This is a genomic window from Pedobacter sp. BMA (assembly GCF_001027745.1).
In the GTDB taxonomy this organism is placed as follows: Bacteria; Bacteroidota; Bacteroidia; order Sphingobacteriales; family Sphingobacteriaceae; genus Pedobacter.
This window is the reverse complement of sequence record NZ_LECU01000006.1, coordinates 306,564-327,735: the sequence shown is the minus strand read 5'-3', so window position 1 is coordinate 327,735 and position 21,172 is coordinate 306,564. Positions and strand designations below refer to the sequence as shown.

Sequence of the window (21,172 nt, the reverse complement as noted above, 5' to 3'; positions counted from 1 at the left end):
ATTGTTGATTAATATGTCTGCGAAACATCCGCGCTCATCGTTTTAACAACACTTTTATAAGTTAAAAACCATTTAATAATCGTAGATATCTCACTTTCATCTAATCAACATTTTATATAAGTTTAAAATAATTTATATCTCCCTAACCTCCTTGCAAAAAGTATAAAATGAGTCCTGAATTAGCCTATTTAGAGAGTTTAAAAAATAAACTTGATACCGTTACTTATAAGCATGTATATGATAGCATAGTACAAATCCCTAACAAATATGTTCCTTCGGCTATATTGCATATAAACCACTATATAGATCGCGTGCGAATTAATGAAGGCGAAAAACTCTTTACTAATGAACAGGAGGTTAGCTATATTCATGATCCAGATGTTCTCTCAAAATACGTTGACTTAGGTAGATCAAACGCAGAACATCAAGCTGTTTTTTACGGAGCAATAGAGTCTCTGGAAATTAGGCAACCCAGAGTTGTGGCGTATTTTGAAACTTCGAAATTATTCAGAAACGAGGAAGCGTTAGAAGATAACATCGTTGAATTATTCACGATGAGCCGTTGGAGAATAATAACTGAAATGGAAGTCGTCGAAATGATCTTCGGCAAAGATGCCCAAAAAAACAGCAACTATGCCAGAACATCTGTAGCTGAGCAAATGAGGAGGCTACCAAATGAAGAAACGAAGAAATATTGCCAAGAACAAGGAGAAATATTCAGTGAACAATTCGCTAGGAAAGATGTAGGTGAAAATGAATCTTTTAAATACAAAATTTCGTCCGCCTATGCTAATTATATCTGGAACCGCACAAGTCTAAAAGGTATTACATATCCAAGTGTACAGTCAATCTACCGAGGGCAAAACGTAGCACTATTACCTGAGTTAGTTGACAAATGTTTAAAGTTAGAAAGTGTTGGGGTGTTTAAATTTGAGAGAAAAAACGGATACAACTTACCCGTTGACTGTATTAAGGTTGTAACAGATTTTGGTAAAGATAACATGAATTTTACCTATGTCGACTACGTAAAAGGTGATCACGTGCCATGAGGATAGTTTTTCAAATCATGATTTAAAATTCATTTTACTCCGGATTTCGATTCTTCTCCGCGAATTACCCCGTATATTTCAGGGGACTATTAGGAAGATAAAAATTCGTTAATCTTGTCAAAGAAACCCAACCTTATCTTTGATGTCAGAATTAACAATCTTATTTTAGCAAAAAATATTAATTACAAGATAATGCCAAACGCTCTTGCGCTTATAATCGGAAATGCTAATTATAGCCTCCAAAAACACAAGCTAATAAATTCAGTCAATGATGCCTCAGACATTGCTCAAAAATTATCGATGTTGGGATTTACTATCAATTGTGTAACTAACGCTGATAAAGAAAAATTTGAACGCTCAGTTACATCTTTCGGCAATAATCTGCAAAAATATGATATAGGACTGTTTTACTTCTCTGGCCATGGGTTGCAGATTGACGGGAACAATTATCTAACCGCAATCGATACTAACTTTATAGATGCAATAAGCGCCAAGTACACCTCCTTTCCATTGAATTCTGTGATTGAATACATGCAGCAATCGAAAACGAAAGTTAATATCATAATTTTAGATGCTTGCAGAGATAATCCATTACCAAATGGTTTTCGAGGGATAAACGACTCAGGTCTTGCACCCATATATGCCCCAAAAGGAACAATTATAGCTTTCTCAACATCACCCGGGGAGAGAGCTTTAGACTATGGTTCAGGTAGAAATAGTATTTACACTGGATCTTTACTTAATCACATCAGCGATAAAAATATACCTATCGAAGATTTTTTTAAAAGAGTTAGAACATCTGTTTTTAATCTATCAAAGGGTAAGCAAACTAGTTGGGAACATACTTCACTTATAGGCGACTTTTACTTTAACTCAGGAGACCTTATTCAGTCTGTAAAACTGCCTTATAGACAGGAATGCATTGCAGATGAGTTATTTGTATCGAGAGGAACTAAAATAGACACGATTATTGAGAAGCTGAAAATTTATGATTGGTATACTCAAGGGCCTGCAATTGGAGAACTTAGTACGTTAGATGTATCATCTGTGGATGAAAGTGATCTTTTTCTTCTTGGTCGAAATATCCTGCAGACTGCTATCGGTGGAACTTTCGCTGCAAAAGATATTATGGAGAATCTTTCCACCTGGCTTTTGCCGTTTCTTAGGAACAAAGAAAACCACGTATTAAATGGTATGCTATACGAAATGTATTTTGATTCTAAAGGACACTTTCGGAAAGGGAAATTTAAGTCAAATTATTTAGATGAATTGTTTCAGCTACAAACTGATGTTAGATATATATCTTCCTTTGAGTTTATAAGGCAGGTACTAGAGCCATTTACCGACGACGTGTTTTATCTACCGCACAATCCGCCAACTATTCTCGCAATAGAGGCCGTTTTTGAGGAAAAGGAATTCAAAGATTTCTTTGATGACAGTGTTGAAATAGGTGCTGTATTGATTTCAGTAAAACATGGTAATACTGAGCTGTTGCAAGCTACGAATGTTCGGAGATATGAAAACGACAGGTCGAAGTTTCCTGATTTTGAACAAAAATTAAGGTTCAGTTTGGGTGTTCCTAAAGGGAAGCTAAGATTAAGTACTAATTTGACTGGCAACGAGAAATTTGTTACTTATCCATACAGTATGAACCTCTCTCGAAAATTTAGTGAAGCAGATATCAATGCAAATGATTTCTAAAATCATTAAAACATTCCATCCAATTTTAGATTAATGAATAAATTCTCTCTATTGAAATTATGGTTGCATAATAAAATATACCAACCATTTAAAAATATTAATATTTTTCGAAAAGTCAGCTATTTTGAAATGAACTTATGGTTTACTACACGTGTATGGAGACCTTTATCTGAAACGTATTTGATTAAAAATGCGGCTTTAATTTTCGCGATATGTCTAGTCCTTTCTGGGATTTCAGTCGGCTATTTTTTTATGTCTGGTCTGATGAAAGATTTTCAGGTAACTGGAGATATATCAATTGATGTGACAAAAACCGGGGCAGTGGGAGATTTTGTGGCAGGCGTCATTGGCACTATTTTCTCTCTTGCTGCATTCATCATGGTTTATCTAAGCTACAAAGATCAAAAAAGAGCAAATGAAAAAAATGAGATTGAAAGCCGAATATTTACGATGATAAATATTCATGTCGAAAACTCTACACAAATAAATTATCAACCCCCTGTACAAAATGGCAATTAGAGGTAGCTATAAAGGCAAAGAAACTTTTGAATATATCTTCGAGCAAGTGGAAAATTGCATTTCAATAATCGAACCTTTTTTTAAAATACTTACCGTAGATGAAATATATACTCCTGATTATTTAATAAAATCTGAGAGAATAGTTGAACAAAGGCAATCAGTAAATTTAAAAAAACTAGCTATATGCGATATTGCTTACGCAATTGTTTTTTATGGTGCCAGCTATAAGGACAGATCACCTATACTTCGGTTATACAAAGACGATTATAATCAAATACTTATGCGATATATAATCTATCTCGTCAGTAAAAAACCGCATACACTTGATGATAGTTTCTCAATATGGGAAAAGTTCTACGCAATAAATAAAAAAGAATTGGTTGCTAGCTGTGTGCACGATATCCGGCACAAAATTGATAGGCTTAATAGCTTTAGAGTAATAGGATATGTTAAAGACTCGCTCGGCTTTTACGAATCTATTGCGGACACAAGATATTTCGACGGTCATCATTATCAATTGGGGCATTATTTCAGACATTTATTTCAGACAGTGAAATACATTGATGAAAGAAAAATTCTGAGTTATAGGGAAAAATATGAATATGCTAAAACACTGAGAGCGCAACTTTCAACTGCAGAACAATATGTCTTTTTTTTCAATAGCGTCTCAAAAGCGGGAAGGGATTGGGAATTAAACAACCTTCTTGGTCATAAATCTCTTATATTATCCTGCAACAGACAACTAGTTACTAAATACAATCTGATAAAAAACATTCCAGACCTACATTGTGAGGGGGGGATAAATATAAGGGATTTTTACCCTTTCGTAGATTATGAATTTTTACCTGTCCAACATGATAGAAAAAATATTATAAGCTATTTTAGGTAGTGAAAGCTTCATTTCCAAATCCCTATCTTCTCCTTTAAATCACCCTTTACGTTGACCCCTACGCTCCAAGAATACCTCAAAGCCTTTGCGCGATTAAAACGTTGCGTACCCCCTTATGTCCTTGCCCCCGATAAGCCTGCACAGCTTTTAAGCCTTATTGAGCAAATAGACAACGGTTTAGTCACTAACAATAACCAGTTTGAAGTAAATGCGGACTTGGTGGCCACTTTCAAGGAAAACTGGTTATTATTAGTGCAAACTCTCCATCAGGAAAATTTTGCTCAGCCTTTTTATTACCTGCAAAGCGAAAAGGCGGAGGGTAAACCGTACTGGCTAATTCAATCCAATTTGGGGATGCAGATTAATGCACATATCAAATCGGCAACACGCCTAAGCGAAACCTGCGCCTTTGGCTGTTTTGATTCCGAACTGTTTGAACTACTTACAGCACCTGTTACCGGCGCAATGGCAAGCAACTTTATTCTGAACACCTATTTTGCAAATGAAAAACCTGGTTTCCTCGAGGCCAAATACAATGGTAAAGGCTACCTGCACGATCAGGAAGAATTTATTCTTAATGAACGCCAAGGCATTTACAAAAAAGTAATTATCAATACCGAAGAAGATGTTTTTGTACGCAATGGTTTATTTAAAAAGCTGGTGCCTAAAATTTACAATTACCAATGTAGCTTTACGGGCATGCAGCTCAGCAGTACTTTTAACCATAGCTTTGTTGATGCCTGCCACATTGTGCCTTTTAACCAAACGCAGAATGATTAAGTCACCAATGGCATTGCGCTCTGCCTCAATTTACACCGTGCTTTTGATCGTGGTTTGGTAAGCATTGCCAGAAATTACACCATACTGGTTTCAATACACTTTATTGAAATCGAAAAACATGCTTATTCGTTAAACCAGCTTACAGGAAGAAAAATGTTGTCACCGGATAAATTCTTACATTTCCCTGATCAGGAGGGATTGGAGTGGCACAGAACAAATATTTACAAAATCTGAATCAATCCTCAAACATCCCAAAAAAATGAAAAAAGGACAAAAACTCTGGACTCGAGATGAATTAATCTTAGCCATGAATCTATATCTTAAACTTCCCTTTGGAAAAATTCATAGCACAAACCCTGATGTCATACATTTAGCAAAACTTATTGAAAGAACACCTAGTTCGGTCTCTTTAAAACTGTCTAATCTTGCTAGTTTTGATTCTAGCTTAAAAGCACGTGGAATTAAGGGGGCTGTAAATGCTAGTAAACTTGATGCTCAAATTTGGCATGAATTTTCCCTAAATTGGAATAACCTACCTTATGAAAGTGAGAAACTTTTGGCTCGATTGGAACATAGGAGTATTGAACAGCTTAATCATATTTCGGAAGCTGCCTTAAATAAAGAAGGTAAAACAAGCGAGCAAATGGTAAAAGTTAGGGTAAACCAATCTTTATTCAGGAGTACTGTATTGGCAGCTTACAATAATACTTGTTGTATCACAGGACTTAAACATCCTGAACTTTTAATAGCTGGGCACATCAAACCGTGGAGCATTGATGAGAAAAACAGGTTAAATCCCCAAAATGGGATTGCGCTAAATGCTTTACATGATAAAGCATTTGAAACTGGGCTCATTACAATTACACCTAGTTTTCGAGTTAAGGTTTCAAAAGAATTATTTAAAGATAAAAACTCAAAGGCAATTCAGCAAAACTTCCTAATTTATGAAAATATGCAAATAATTATGCCCTCAAAATTTATTCCTAACATAGAGTTTTTACAATACCACAATGATAATCGATTTAGAAAATAATGAATACTTACGAACTAACTAAATGGGCATCGTTCTGAATTATGTTCCAATATTACGATATATACATAGTCGAGATATGAAAGTCCTTCGCTTCCAAATATTTGCGGAATTTCCCCCAACCACGACCCTCGTCAGGATAATATCGAAAATAAAAAGGAAAAAACAAAAGAAGAATCATTAATAACGACGGACGCTGTGTATTAGAAGATTAGCCCAAATAATATAGCCATCCTTAGAAAAGAGATTGAACTAAGATATTTTTTGACAATAAATCAATTATTAATGTAAAACGCAGTAATAAATTATTTGATGTGAAAAATTGAAAATTTGCTTGATGCTATATTATTTAAAATAACACCCTTAAATAAGCCTTGTAACACCCAAAAGTCTGGCCGAAAAATAAAGTTGACAATAATCAAATCCTTGCTTAATACATCATACAAAAATTTTTCTCCATTAAAAAAAATCCTAGATTAGCAAAAAATTATCCTTCGCTCTCATGTTTAAAACAGAATTAGTTGATCCCAATGTAGGGAACTTCATTGAATCAATCCGTGATATCGGATACTCTTTTGAAGTTGCCGTTGCTGATCTTATCGACAATAGCATAACTGCAGGGGCAAGCAAAATTCAGATCTATCTGGCACCACAACCACAAATCAGATTTGCAATGCTGGATAATGGACAGGGAATGGCAGAAAGCAAACTCAAAGAAGCCATGCGCCTTGCTGCAACAAACCCGAAAGATTTGAGGGAGAAAAATGATTTGGGTAGGTTTGGCTTGGGCCTGAAAACCGCTTCTTTTTCACAGTGCCGAAAGCTGACGGTGGTATCTAAGCACAACAACATTTTATCCAGCAGACAGTGGGATCTGGATTATATTGCCAATGCAAATAAGTGGCTACTTAAAATACCAGACGATATTTCAGATTTACCTCTACTGAATGAACTTCAGGCCATGGAGAATGGAACACTAGTTTGCTGGGATACTGTCGACAGAACTGAAAAATCTGAGATAACAACAATAATAGACAAGACTCGGAAACATCTGGCTTTGGTTTTTCATCGTTTTTTAGAAGGCGTGAACCGAAAGGTTTTACGGATAGCGATCAATAATAATCCTATAGCACCCTTTGATCCCTTCAACCTCAACCATCCCGCCACCCAGCAATTGCCAATAGAGCGGGTTAAAATATTTGACGATGATGTGACGATACAACCCTTCATTCTGCCACACCATTCTAAATTGTCACAGCAGGAATACGAACACTATGCCACAGAAGATGGTTATATCCGATCCCAGGGTTTTTATTTATACCGGGAGAATCGAATATTAGTTTACGGTACATGGTGGGGGCTACATAAAACGCTAGATGCGCATAAATTGGTCAGGATTAAAATTGACATTCCCAACAACATGGATACCCACTGGGGAATTGATATTAAAAAATCCATCGCTAAACCCGCAGATTTAATTAAGAATAACCTCAGACGGGTTATTTCCAGAGTTACCGATATTGGTGCAAAGCCATTTACCGGCAGGGGACGCAAAATTGAGGATAAATCTGTTGTCCAATTCTGGTCGGTACTACCAATAAATGATGATTTTCGGTTTGCCGTCAACCAGGAACACCCACTATATGCTGACCTAGAAGCCGATCTTTCTGAGCCGATCAGGCAAAAACTTCAGCTCTATCTGAAGGGGCTTCAGGCTTATCTGCCGATTGACGCCATACAATTTAAACTTCAGAATAGCCCACATCAGCTTAAGCAGGAAACTGCACTCACTGTAGCTGATGTAGAAGAGCTAACAGAAAGATTAAAGAACGCTGGGCTTCCTCAGGCATATATCGATGAGCTATTAAAAACAGAGATTTACATTAATCAAAAACATTTATTGAGAAATGAAGAAAAATAGTTATCAGGCCGTTAAACAATACTTATTTCATAAGCTTAATAATTTATCCAGTCCTTTGGAGAAATTTGCCATTAGCCAAGAGATTGAAAATTTTAAAAATGTCATCGATGCGGTAAATGTGGAAGTGATGCATAGTATCCTTTCAATTGACAGTTTCTCCGGCCTCGGCGATGAAGAATGGAGCCGTATGGAGCGGGAATTTGAGACACATTTTGATGTCGGTATGCGACATGGCGTGGTTATCAAAGGAGAAGAACAACAGACCAGGGATACCACCTGGTGGTCTTCAGTAGAAAAAAACAAAACTAACTTGTTCTACTGGGACCGATATCGTAATTACCTCTCCAATTCCCTTCCGCCAGAAGTCATTAAGACCACAGATGAAGATACGGATGTAGTAATGAATAACCTTGCTGCTCCAGCTATCGGTCGTTTCAGTCTTTATGGGATGGTTGTGGGACATGTTCAGTCCGGAAAAACATTAAACTATTCCTCTCTCATCTGCAAGGCAGCTGATGCTGGTTATAAGTTTATTGTGGTCATCGCAGGAGGGATTAACAACTTAAGAGATCAGACGCAGGAGCGGATGAATGAATCGTTCGTCGGCTACACCGGTGGCGATCAGGTCGGTGCAGGAATTGGAATGGGGGGGAAACATTTAATACCCTTAAGTCTAACGACCGTAAACCGCGATTTCAATAAACAGGATGCAGACCGCCTGGCACAGGGTATTAATTTTGAAACGGTAAACGTTCCGGTATTACTTGTGATTAAGAAAAATACTAGCACCCTGAAAAATGTAATTGAATGGCTGGAGAAACAATACAAAGGCAACGACATTGAGCATGCGATGCTGGTTATAGATGACGAATCTGACTATGCCTCAATCAATACCAAGGCTGAGGACGATCCAACCATCATCAACAAAAGGTTGCGCCAACTGCTTAGCCTGTTCAAGCGTTCGGCATACGTCGCCTATACCGCGACTCCGTATGCCAACATTTTTATTGACCATAAAGCCAACAATGATGAAGTTGGCAAAGACTTGTTTCCAAAGGATTTCATCTACGCCTTGGAGGCACCGACAAACTACTTTGGAGCACGAAAAATATTCATTGATACCAATCAGCGACACCTGGTCCCAATTAACGATCACGAAACCTTTATTCAATATACGCATAACAAGGAATTTTCACTGGAAGCCCTTCCCGAGAATCTTCTCGATGCCATCAGACTATTTGTTATAAATATCTCTATCAGACGCTTAAGAGGGCAAGGGGATAAGCACAATAGTATGCTTATCCATGCCACACGCTTTACTGATGTCCACAGAAACCTCGCACGATTGGCCGAAGACTATCTTACCCTAATTAAAAAAGCCATCTCAGCCTATGCATCACTTCCAAATCCGGAAGACCAAAGCGAACTGATCGCAGAAATTGCCAGAACCTTTGACCAGCATCATTCAGATGTGGAGATGACCTGGAGTCAGGTACTGGCCGAAATGCCGATATTTATTGAATCTCTGGTGGTTAGGGATGTGCATGCCAAAAGCAAAGTGCCTCTCGAGTACCGAAAAAATGAAGTCACCAATGCCATTGTTGTGGGTGGGGCGAGTCTGGCAAGAGGATTTACGGTAGAGGGGCTTAGCGTTTCATACTTTCTTCGCAACACCGTATTTTATGATACCCTAATGCAGATGGGAAGGTGGTTTGGCTACAGGCCTGGTTATGAAGACCTCTGCAAAATTTTTATGCCTCAGGACCGTATTGATGATTTCGCCGAAATCATCCGGGCGACCGAGGATCTTGTCGCCGACTTTAAGCTTATGGCTGAATATAAAAAAACACCGGATGATTTTGGACTTTATATAACTGAAAATCCGGACAGCGCTTTACAGGTTACCGCCAGAAATAAGCAAAAGAACATGACCTTTTACTACCACGATATGCGTTTAGATGGTTCTCTAAAAGAGACCAGCTATTTGCGCAAGGAAGAAAATATCATAGAAGAGAACATCGACGCGATTACTGACTTGATAAGCGAACTCCCATCTGTAGAAGCACAGGAAGGTAAAAGCATATTATGGAAAGACATTGATCGATCTCTGGTCAAAAATTTTGTAAATAAATTTAAAACCTACGATAGGGATAAATTAGGCCTTACCTCCAGAATGCCAATAGGTTTCATTAAGGAATACATTGAACAGCGAGACACGCTCTGGGATATTGCTATTTACAGCGGTGAGGGGAAACCACTTGACCTCGGACCATACACCATAAACCGGCAAAAACGTACAATAAGCGACAAGAATGGTGCCTATGAGGTACAGAACAGGCAGGTATCATCCGGCACTTCAGAAGCGATTGCGATCGATGACCCAGCCCTGAAAAAGACATTGAATAATAAGCGAAAAGAATCCAGGGCCGCGAGGTCAAAGCCCTTATTAATGCTTCATATCCTTGAAGTAGAAGACCGGGATAAAGCGCCTTTACCATTCGATGAAATCGCAGCATTTGGAATCAGTTTCAATGGAAATGCGCTTTCAGAAGCAAAACCAGTACGGATGATGATCAACACTGTGTACTATGATCAGTTACTTGAAAACCTAAAACAGGAAGAAGAATAATGGATTCTGCCAGAGCAAATCCCTGGAAGGATATGATTGCCCAAACCAAGAGACGGGTAGATATCCAGACCTATCATGACTTCTTTTGGATTTGTGATGACGACGGCCATTTTGGTATGATGATACAGTTTGGCTGTCCGCTTATCCCAGAAGCATTCGTTGACCAGATGCGAGGAATATCTATTGTAATTCAGCCGGCAGAAAATGCCATGCTTTACTTTATACTTCATGATAAGCGGGACTGGGAGATTTTTCTGGCGTTGTGCTGGGATCTCTTAGATCATGTCGCTTTAGTTGAGGAAGAAAACAAAATTATCGAGATTCTCGGCAAGCGCATCAAAAGATGGCAACGGTTTTTAAGCCAGGAAAATCAGCTTATTATGCCTGAGCGTATTCAAATGGGGCTTTTCGCCGAATTGTCCTGTTTGCTGGAACTCATTTCTGCGATTGGGATTCTCAACGCCATCACCGGATGGGTAGGTCCGGATGCAGATCAGAAGGACTTTTCATTAAAAAACTGTTTTCTTGAGGTTAAATCTTATATCTCAAGCAAAGGATCCCGAGTAAGAATATCATCCATCGGACAGCTTTCTGATGAAATAAAACCGGTTTACTTGTTATGCTACGGGCTCACCAGATTAGCTTCAGGTCCACACATTACCGACTTGATAAAAGCAATATATCAGCATATGTCTCCTGTTGACGTGCAGATATCTTCGATCTTTGAGCAAAGATTGTCTGATTACGGATTTGTCGAGGGAATTACCCAGGGGCCATTCTTTAGCTACAATATCGATTCAAAAAAAGTTTATGCTGTCGAAGAAGGATTTCCCAGAATAAAGGAATCAGCTATATCAGAAGGTATTTCAGCTGTGAAGTATACCTTGGAACTTTCAACGTGTCAAGTTTTTGAGAAAATGTTACAACTTTAAAATAATATATACGTGGCCAGTTTAGAAGAATTTCATGAAGACTTCCTGCAATCTGTTCTTACTGATGCAGACAGCAGGGGATTATTACAAGCTCAATCTTTTTTTGAAGTCGTTTGCGAGGATTTGGTAAGTGTTGGTGACCTCACCGGCAATTACACCGCTGCTGAATACATTAAAAAAGGAATTGAGGTTTACGGATTCGATTATGATGAGGACAGAAAAATCCTGACCATTCTGAATCACCAATTTTTTCAGGACAACAGCATCCAGACCTTTACCAAAATCCAGATGGAGACGAAGTTCACAAGGCTGAAAAATTTTCTGAATAAATCAATAGAGGGCTTGTACCGGGACATGGAAGAAACCTCCCAGGCACATGACATGGCCTTCAATATTTATAAATATTTTCAGAAAAACAACTTGCTGCGAGTACGTCTGATGTTATTTACCGACGGAAAAGCTACCCGTAGTCAATTAGAGCTCCCTTCTGAAAGCATAGAAAATGTTCCACTTGACTTTCGTGTCATCGATATCAGCTATCTGCACAATATCTACGAATCAGAAAATAAATCACTGGTTTCAGATATTGAAGTAAACTTGCCATGTCTAAAGGTAAATGGTGAAGATAATAGTTATCAGTCATACCTCACAGTAATCGACGGGGAAAAACTTGTTCAGATTTATGAAGACCATGGCCAAAAGCTATTTGAACAAAATGTTAGGACCTTCCTTCAGTTCAAGGGCAATGTCAATAAAGGATTAAAGATAACTATAGAACACAAGCCCGAAATGTTTTTTGCTTATAATAATGGCATAACGGCTACAGCAAGTGAAATTGAAATTGGCGAAGACGGCAATCTCAAAAAAATGAAAAACTTTCAGATTGTAAACGGTGGACAGACCACCTCAGCAATCTACGCGGCAAAGCGCACTTCGGGTATCGACGTTTCCCAGGTATCTGTGCAAATGAAATTATCGGTGGTGAAAGACCTAAATACCCAGGATGATTTTGTCTCAAAGGTAGCTGAATATGCCAATACACAAAATAAAATCAACAATTCTGATTTCTTTTCAAACAGCCCTTTTCATAAGGATATGAAAGAATACTCTAACCGGTTGTACGCACCGGCCATCGGTGGCGGACAACGCCGAACCAGATGGTTTTATGAACGAGTGCGTGGCGAATATTTAAACTCTCAAGCATATCTTAAAAATCAGGAGAAAACTAGTTTTCTGCTCGAAAACCCAAAAATCCAGGTAATAGATAAGACCTTACTGTCCAAAACGGAAATTATGTGGCTTAGAAGACCAGATGTTGTTTCCAAAGGTGCACAGGAAAGTTTTAAACGATTTGCAGAAGACATCACTGAGCTTTTGGAAAAAGACAATCTGGCAATTACCGAAAGCTACTTCAAGGATGCAGTGTGCAGGGTCATTCTTTTCAGGGCTACCGAAAAGCTGGTGTCTGCTGCCAGCTGGTATGATGGAGGGTATCGCGCACAAACAGTTGCTTATTCCATCGCTTACCTTTCCGAACTGGTAATAAATTCCGGGTTACAACTTAATTTTGATCTGATATGGGAAAGACAAGCAATACCGGCTGAACTGCTAGAAATGCTGAAGCTAATCACCGAGGAGGTATACATCAAGATTACACATCCAGCAAGTGGCTATGCCAATATTTCCCAGTGGGCAAAAAACAAAATGTGTTGGGAAGTTGTAAAAGAAATTGACATTGACTTTCCTGCAATGGATGAAGCGCTATTTGTCAACCGAGAAGAAAAAAATTATAAGGCTAAAGAAAGTAGGGACAGCAAAGCATTGGAAAGAGAAATCGATAACCAGGTCTTTGTACTCAACGTCGATAAAAATGACTGGAAGACAATCTTTGCGCATTATAATGCCCACAAAGGTATAAGGACTTTAAGCAATATGCAAATGGGTATACTTGAAAAAATGGCATCAGGACATATTCCCTTACCATCGGAAAAACAGGCAAAGATACTTTGCCAGGTATACAATTCAGCGAAGAGTGAAGGCTTAAATCTAAGTTAGGATTTGCTAACTAGTGAAATATGATTATATTTTGTATTTTCACGATCATTTAAATTAATAAAATAACCTCTCTTTTTTTGTGATTAACTCACTGAAAGACAATATTTTAAAAAAATTGAAAACTCAGGACAAAATAGGAATTGATATTTTTAGCGGAGCTGGAGGCCTCAGCCTTGGCGCTGAAAGTGCAGGTATAAAAATTGGTTTTGCGGTTGAAAAGGATATTTCAGCTGCTAAAACTTTTGAGCGCAATCACCCGGGTGTAAAGGTTTTATGCGAAGATATCGCTAAAGTAGATCCTAAAATACATTCAGTAAACAAACCTTTCATCATTTTCGGAGGACCACCCTGCCAGGGATTTTCGTTGTCAAATACAAAAACAAGGAGCGATGAGAATAATAATAATAAACTGTTTTGGGAATTTGTTCGTTTCGTTGACGATCTCCAACCAGACTGGTTTTTATTCGAAAACGTAGAAGGTATAACTAATTACAATAAAGGAAATACTGTACTTAAAATTAAAGAATGTTTCAAGCAAATTGGTTATGATACTAGAGAGGCAGTACTTTATGCTTCTGATTATGGTGTACCACAGCACCGGAACCGATTTTTTATGGTAGGTAACCGCTTGGGAATAAATTTTGAGTTTCCCGAAAAACATGATAAGAAAATAAATGTTCGGGAAGCCTTAGCAGATCTTCCTGTGCTTAATAATGGTGATAGCTTCCCGGTTGCTCAGTATTCACTACCCGTAACCGATGTCAGCGAATATGCGGCAAGGATGCGAATTGACTCTCAGGCTCCGTTACAAAATTTTGTATCTAAAAATCAGGATTATGTTATTGAACGCTATAGGCACATAAAACAAGGGGAGAACTGGAAAGCGATTCCTCCAGAATTAATGAAAAACTATTCCAATAAAGAGAATTGCCATAGTGGCATTTATAAGCGCCTAGATGCCGAAAAACCAGCTGTTGTGATTTCGAATTATCGTAAGAATATGCTTATTCATCCTTTTCAGGATAGAGGACTTTCAGTTAGAGAGGCGGCCAGGTTACAAAGTTTTCCAGATCACTTTGTTTTTGAAGGCCCACTATCACATATTCAACAACAAATTGGGAATGCCGTCCCACCGCTTTTGGCGGAAGCTATCTTCAGAAAGATATTATCATATTAAATAATGATTAACAAAATAGCCAACTCCCAAACGTGAACTTTTGGGAACTGATCCATCAAGAATATTTATGAAAAAAAGAATTTGTGTCAATGGTATATTGACACTTTATAAAGATAAGCCTCATTATTAAGTCAATCAAACAAATTGATGTAAATTAGCTTTTTATACAGTAGGAAGATCACCCTAGATCGGCAGGCAAAAGTTGCCTGCCATTTTTTTAGAAACAGTTCAGGTTGTGATATCTCAATAATAGGCCTACACTTATTCGGTTGGTATTCTAATTAACTTATAAAATTTTGGCTTTGGTCCTGGCCCTATTTTGGAAATATTTCTCTTTCCTGTTTCCTGTACTATACTTTTAAAAGTCTTCTTGAAACGATCTGAAATCTCTCCAGGTTTATAGATAACATCGTATTTCTCTTTTATTTTTCTGATGACATCCTCTATCAGAATTTCTTCAGTTAAAGCATAAGTACCTAATACTATTTGAATGTGTTCATTAATGGGACTTTGTTTATAAGTGATTTTTTCTGGTTTGCCTTTATCTTTACGAAATTTAATACGAAGCTGAGTGTCTTCTGGTAATTGACTAAACGAGGGAATAGGATGCTTGGGATTACCAAATTCGAAGTATCTCAGCCCAAAAATATTTGCAATATTTTCTAATGTAATTAAAACGAGGCCTTTTTCACCACTCAAGATTCCTATTATAATATCACTTGTTGTATCAGCCAAATGTGCTATATCCACACTATATAAGCCGAATCGTTTCATATATTGTGTCAATCGTTTAGCATATTCTGTGGAAACATCCATATTAAAAAAATAAATAGTAGAAATATTTTTGTACTTATACCATTATTATTATATTTGTTATTAGATAATTATAGCGACAAATCGAGTGGGGAAGTCCTCTCTTGAAACGATGTCACTCATGGCAGAAAACCGTCAACCTTTCCACATGAGCCGATCGTGAGTTCGCCATTTATATTGGATATTTATATCTTTGATATACTATATTCAATATGGCGAACTTCATGTGAGTCTTTTGTGGATTCAGAATTTCTGAACTGGTTCTTGACGGTACCACTGCTAAAAGCGTTGAAGTTCGCCATATTGGTTTCCTACCAATCCGGTTTCCTTCCACTTTATTGAGTACACATCGATTACATAACCAAATAGTCCAATTATGCCAATGAAAGAACTATGCTTTATTAAGAAGTTTCATTTTCGATAAGCGAAAACGAAACCAGCCCCTAAAATTTGTGTAAGAACGTACTTATTCAACATCCCGATTTTAAAAAAAACTGGAATCAAAATTACCCATCGGTAAAATGGAGCACAGCTGATTAATATAACCAGAAGGGCTCTTGAACCTTTGTAATTTATTTCCGGATCAAGCCCTCACTGCTAATTAAAAAAATGAGGTGCACTCCCGTGAGTTGTAGCGATTCTAAGGTAAGCATCTTTTTTTAATTCGCATCATGGTTTTTCGCCTATTGGCGGGAAACCAGCGGGCTTGGTATTTACTAATAAGGGAAGGTTTAGCACACGAAAGATATCGCAAGAGAGGGCGGTGTATGATTCCTGAGCAGCCTGATGCATCACAAGGGAGCGCGTGGTGCCAGGCAGCCAGGTTTTTAAAGGTTCTTTTGTGTTGAGCTAAAATTTTTATACCTCACTGAAAATAAACCAAACTAACTATTTCATGAAAAAACGTTCATTTTACCACTTCAACAGGCTTTACGCAATGAAGCCCCGCCAGCCAGAGTAATTTGTAAAAGGCAGGCTGCAGTAAATAATGGTTCTTTAATTCTTGCAGCCTGCTTTTTTCTATAACCTAAACTTTATCCAATCAATAACCAGCGAGAGACGAATACTCAACGCCATGGCTGCGCCATGCTCTAAATTTCTTGCTCAACTCTAAACAAGGTGAAAAATATTTATCATAAAATAAGATCAGCATTAGCGTGTTATTTATTGCTGATCGCCTTCGCGTCAGCGCAGGAAAAGACTATTGACCTTACTACCAAAGGTGTACAAGTGGGGCAAAGCATCCCCGATGTTACTGTAAATAACCTGCACAACTATTTTGAAAAAGGGAAGCAAATTAATTCAATTAAACTATCCCAGTGGCGGGGCAAAATGATCATTATAGATTTTTGGGCAACATGGTGTTCGCCATGTATAGGGATGATGCCCAAAATGGATAGCCTGCAAAATGCATTTGATGGCAAAATACAATTCATATCAGTCACAAATGAAGCTGCCAGCAAAGCGATTCCATTTCTGGCTAAGCTAAATTTAAACAAGACTGGTACAATACCCATTGCTACATCAGATCAGGCCTTAGCTAAACTCTTCCCTCATAGATATGTACCACATTACATATGGATTAATCAAACCGGAACAGTAGTGGCAATAACGGGTTTCGGGGAAATAAATGCAAAAAACATCAGTGCAATGTTAAATGACCAGAATGCTAAGCCTGTGTTAGTACAAAAACATGATTTTAAAGTAGCATATAATACGAAAGAGCCGCTGTTTCTGGCAGGTAACGGAGGTACCGTGAACAACCTCAAATTCCACCGTATACTTACAGGCTTCCAACAAGGTATAAAAAGCTATTCATGGATAAATGCTGAACAAAAAAAAGCTACTGCAACGAATCTGGATATTGCGTCATTGTTTGCAACAGCCTACAGCAGCAAATTCTATTTAGGCACAAACCGAAGACGCTATCAAACTAAGTATGCCGACCAGCTAAGACATAACATAAAGAATAATAATGACAAAGATTGGATGTACAGCAATTTCTATTGCTATGAACTGGTAATGCCAGGTGCCACGGATGAAGATTTGCGAAGGGGAATGATTGAGGATTTGAACCACGCATTTCCATACATACAAGTAGATACTGCTACGATTGAAACCATGTGTACCGTCTTGGTCAGTACTGGTGATAACAGCATGTTAAAAACAAGGGGAGGCGAGAGAGCCATTCAGCAAAATATGCTCGGGCTTTCCATCCAGAACATGGGAATTATGGCACTAACCAGCCGGCTGGATATGCTTTACCTCCAAAACAATCCTTACCCCATCGTTAACGATAGTGGCATTAATGGCAATATTGACTTAAAACTTGATGCAGATTTGAGTAATGTAGCTTCCCTCAATACTGCGCTGGCTGCTTACAATTTAAAATTGGTTGATAAACCATTTAAAACATTGATGATCATTTTCAAGGATGCCGAAACAAATAGCAAAGGAGGGGCAAAATAATGAGAACAAAACTCTTAATATTGCTCGCCCTAAACACCTTAATCTTTAACACAGCCTATGCGCAGGATCTACTAAAAGGACAAGTGATTTCAGCAATGGATAACAAGCCATTATCAGGGGTAACGGTTTGGACTGACTTTAGAAAAAAAGTAACTACAAATCAGGATGGCATATTTATACTGCCGGTGAATAACGGAACAAAGGCCATTACACTGTTTGCAAGTTGCACTGGTTACATTGGCTATCATCAGGAAATTAAGCTGCCGAACATTGAAAACCTATTGATTAGAATGGCTATGCAGGTAACCGATTTGCAGGAGGTTACTGTAAACACGGGATATAATAAAGTAGCTAAAGAACGGGCAACAGGTTCATTTGTGCAGGTAGATCATAAACTGCTGGAACGAAGCGTCAGCACCAATATACTCGATCGCCTTAAAGATGTAGTGCCGGGTTTAATTTTCAATAAAACAAAGGGCCTGGCTGCTGGCGAAACATCCATTGGTATCAGAGGTCAATCTACCTTGTTAGCAAACTCACAGCCACTAATCGTATTGGATAATTTTCCATATGATGGCGATGTAGCGAATATCAATCCGAATGACATGGAAAGCATCACGGTGTTAAAAGATGCTGCTGCCGCCTCTATTTGGGGCGCCAGGGCAGCTAACGGGGTTATTGTACTCACCTCGAAAAGAGGTAAAAAGGGACAATCGCTAGTCATCAATACTTCAGTAAATTACACACTCCTGGAACAGCCTGATTTGACGAAGAATCAGGCAATGACGAGCGGCGAATTTATTGAAATTGAACGTTTATTATTTACAAAAGGTTTCTACAGCGCAACAGAAAGTTCAGTAGTTAAAGCACCACTTAGTCCGGCAGTTGAATTGTTTATCGCCAATAGAGATGGTACATTGAGCAATACTGACTTGAATAATAAATTGGCACAGTTATCCAACATTGATCTCCGCCGCCAGTACATGAAATATTTAGGGCAGGATGCACTATTGCGCCAGCATGCGCTTTCAATATCAGGCAGCACCGGAGCAAGCACATACTTGTTTTCAGCTGGCTTTGATGCTAACCGCTTAAGTGATCAGGGAAATAGCTATCAGAGATTGACGCTGAATTTTAACGACCGCATTAGTATGCTGAAAGACAGGCTAAGCTTAGACTTGAAACTAATGCTCACACGCTCGGTAAATAGCAAGCCGAATGATGGCTATACCAGCCTTAGGATGTCGAGTACACAAATACTCTATCCCTATGCGCAACTAGTGGATGATGATGGTAATTCATTAAGTGTGGTGAAAGACTTTAGACAGAGCTTTACCGATGCCGCAGCAGGCAACGGCTACCTTGATTGGACATACAAACCTGCCGAAGATTATCAATTCCATCAGAATAATGCTGAAGCTTTGGACTATCGTTTTAACACAGTTCTAACTTATAAAGTTGTAGAAGGGCTAACCGCAGAAGCCTCATTTCAGTTTGGTAAATTGGGTAATCAGGAGAGTGATTTGAATAGCTTACAAAGCTACTTCACCCGTAATCTGATCAATAGATTTTCGCAGGTAACATCCGGGCAGGCGACTGTATACCCCTTACCTAAAGGTGCAATATTGGATCGTTATGTTTCTACGCTTCGCACAATAAACTTTCGCGGACAGCTGAATTACAGAAAAGAGTTAAAGGATTTTGAACTGAATGCCTTGGCGGGTTATGAATGGCGGGATTTGGAAGGCAGCTCATACACCAATCGGTTTTATGGTTATAACGAATTAAATGGTACGAATACGGTAGTCGATTACATTGGTAGTTACCCCATGTCATACTATAATCCATCAACCAGCACTATCCCGTCAAACGATGCGGTAACAGGCACAATAGATCGCTTTTTATCTTATTACACAAATGCTTCGTTAGCCTATAAAGCGAAGTACACCATTTCAGGTAGCTGGCGCCTTGATCAGAGTAATCTCTTCGGTGTTAATACCAATCAAAAAGGTGTTCCGCTATGGTCGGTAGGTGGTTTATGGAACATTGGAAAAGAAAGTTTTTATAACGTTGGGTGGCTCCCAACCCTACGTTTACGTTTAACCTATGGGTATAATGGCAATATTGATAAAAACCTTTCTGCATTAACCACCGCAAGATACTTTTCAACTGCTGCCACCTTAACCCGATTGCCTTACGCTGTGGTGCTTAACCCACCTAATCCGGAACTACGATGGGAAAGGGTAAAAGTAATCAATCTGGGTATTGATTTCGGGTTCGCAGGAAATAGGATATCGGGAAGTATTGAGGGATACACTAAAAAAGGAATCGACCTGATTGCAGATATACCTTTTGCACCCTCAACTGGCATTACCTTGTTTAGAGGAAATGTTGCTAACACTTCGGTAAAGGGAATTGACTTTACCTTAAACACCATTAATACCAGGGGTATAATCAATTGGAATACTAATTTCTGGTTAAGTTATACACACGAGAAAGTTACCGGGTATAGCCAAAACGCAACTACTGCTATCCAGAATTTGACCTCCAGTGCTGACGCAGGCGCATATCCCCGTCAGCGATACCCACTATATGCCATGTTCTCCTATCGCTATGCCGGATTGAATGCCAGCGGTGAACCACAGGGGTATTTAAATGGTGTGCCCAGCACTAACTATACGGCAATAATGGCTGCAACAAGTTTGGATGACCTGGTATACAGTGGTTCTGCAAAGCCGGTTGTTTTTGGTTCATTGATGAACACAGCAAAATGGAAAGCATGGAGTTTGTCGGCCAATATCTCTTATCGGCTTGGCTATTATGTCCGCAAAAACTCCGTAAACTATGCTACGGTATTAGCAGGTCAGGGCGGCAATAGTGATTATGCTTTACGATGGAAGCAGCCGGGAGACGAACTCAATACCATCGTTCCGAAAATACCAGATAGTTATGTTGCCAACCGCGAAAACCTTTACCTGTATAGCGACGCACTTGTTTTCCGGGGCGACCACATCCGTTTACAGGATATCCGGCTGGCGTTTGATCTTTCGGGCAAACCAAAATATTTCTTCAGTAACCTGCAGGTATTTGCCTATGCAAGCAATCTCGGTATAATATGGAAGGCGAATAAATGGGATATCGACCCGGACTATCAAGGCACATCGGCCAGCAAAACATTTTCTCTTGGCGTTAAAATTAATTTGTAAAC

Annotated in this window: 14 protein-coding genes and 1 pseudogene; 14 read left to right on the top strand and 1 reads right to left on the bottom strand. The window is 38.7% G+C overall.

Annotated features, from left to right (window positions below):
• Positions 1–167 precede the first annotated feature (167 nt).
• The 12 genes and pseudogenes from AB669_RS13420 to AB669_RS13370 all read left to right on the top strand — a co-directional run bounded on the left by AB669_RS13420 (position 168) and on the right by AB669_RS13370 (position 14,682).
• Positions 168–1,049: a hypothetical protein gene (locus tag AB669_RS13420; RefSeq protein ID WP_047799819.1), complete on the top strand. Its 882-nt coding sequence runs from the start codon at positions 168–170 to the stop codon at positions 1,047–1,049.
• A gap of 114 nt (positions 1,050–1,163) precedes the next feature.
• Positions 1,164–2,750 (top strand): caspase family protein, encoded by a 1,587-nt coding sequence (locus tag AB669_RS13415; RefSeq protein WP_231582676.1) that lies wholly within the window; start codon positions 1,164–1,166, stop codon positions 2,748–2,750.
• Between the two features lie 33 nt (positions 2,751–2,783).
• On the top strand, positions 2,784–3,269 hold the full coding sequence (locus AB669_RS13410) for a hypothetical protein (protein WP_047799818.1): 486 nt from the start codon (positions 2,784–2,786) through the stop codon (positions 3,267–3,269).
• Entirely contained in the window at positions 3,259–4,158 is a 900-nt protein-coding gene (locus AB669_RS21585; RefSeq protein WP_053058405.1) for a putative phage abortive infection protein, read from the top strand. Before AB669_RS13410 ends, AB669_RS21585 begins: the two co-directional genes overlap by 11 nt.
• Before the next feature lie 51 nt (positions 4,159–4,209).
• On the top strand, positions 4,210–4,938 hold the full coding sequence (locus AB669_RS13400) for a hypothetical protein (RefSeq protein WP_053058404.1): 729 nt from the start codon (positions 4,210–4,212) through the stop codon (positions 4,936–4,938).
• Positions 4,939–4,944: 6 nt separating this feature from the next.
• Positions 4,945–5,172, top strand: a pseudogene (locus AB669_RS22570) (HNH endonuclease); the annotation flags it as partial.
• 25 nt (positions 5,173–5,197) lie between these two features.
• Positions 5,198–5,971 carry an HNH endonuclease gene (locus AB669_RS13395; RefSeq protein WP_047799817.1) on the top strand — a complete coding sequence of 258 codons (774 nt, stop codon included), beginning with the start codon at positions 5,198–5,200 and terminating at the stop codon, positions 5,969–5,971.
• Positions 5,972–6,470: 499 nt separating this feature from the next.
• Positions 6,471–7,889 (top strand): ATP-binding protein, encoded by a 1,419-nt coding sequence (locus AB669_RS13390; protein ID WP_047799816.1) that lies wholly within the window; start codon positions 6,471–6,473, stop codon positions 7,887–7,889.
• The gene (locus AB669_RS13385) at positions 7,876–10,518 is read left to right on the top strand and encodes a Z1 domain-containing protein (protein ID WP_047799815.1); all 2,643 of its coding nucleotides are present in this window, start codon (positions 7,876–7,878) and stop codon (positions 10,516–10,518) included. Before AB669_RS13390 ends, AB669_RS13385 begins: the two co-directional genes overlap by 14 nt.
• Complete coding sequence (locus tag AB669_RS13380) at positions 10,518–11,450, top strand: PD-(D/E)XK motif protein (RefSeq protein ID WP_047799814.1); 933 nt, start codon at positions 10,518–10,520, stop codon at positions 11,448–11,450. The genes AB669_RS13385 and AB669_RS13380 overlap by 1 nt, the downstream gene beginning before the upstream one ends.
• 12 nt (positions 11,451–11,462) lie before the next feature.
• Complete coding sequence (locus AB669_RS13375) at positions 11,463–13,505, top strand: AIPR family protein (RefSeq protein WP_047799813.1); 2,043 nt, start codon at positions 11,463–11,465, stop codon at positions 13,503–13,505.
• 115 nt (positions 13,506–13,620) lie between these two features.
• Positions 13,621–14,682 carry a DNA cytosine methyltransferase gene (locus tag AB669_RS13370; protein ID WP_047800362.1) on the top strand — a complete coding sequence of 354 codons (1,062 nt, stop codon included), beginning with the start codon at positions 13,621–13,623 and terminating at the stop codon, positions 14,680–14,682.
• A 261-nt stretch (positions 14,683–14,943) separates the two neighbouring features.
• Here the strand turns inward: AB669_RS13370 and AB669_RS13365 are convergent, their stop codons facing one another.
• The gene (locus AB669_RS13365; RefSeq protein ID WP_047799812.1) at positions 14,944–15,498 is read right to left on the bottom strand and encodes a hypothetical protein; all 555 of its coding nucleotides are present in this window, start codon (positions 15,496–15,498) and stop codon (positions 14,944–14,946) included.
• Between the two features lie 1,116 nt (positions 15,499–16,614).
• Here AB669_RS13365 and AB669_RS21575 point away from each other — a divergent pair.
• The gene (locus tag AB669_RS21575; RefSeq protein WP_197082405.1) at positions 16,615–17,964 is read left to right on the top strand and encodes a TlpA disulfide reductase family protein; all 1,350 of its coding nucleotides are present in this window, start codon (positions 16,615–16,617) and stop codon (positions 17,962–17,964) included.
• Entirely contained in the window at positions 17,964–21,170 is a 3,207-nt protein-coding gene (locus AB669_RS13355; protein WP_047799811.1) for a SusC/RagA family TonB-linked outer membrane protein, read from the top strand. The genes AB669_RS21575 and AB669_RS13355 overlap by 1 nt, the downstream gene beginning before the upstream one ends.
• Positions 21,171–21,172: the final 2 nt, after the last annotated feature.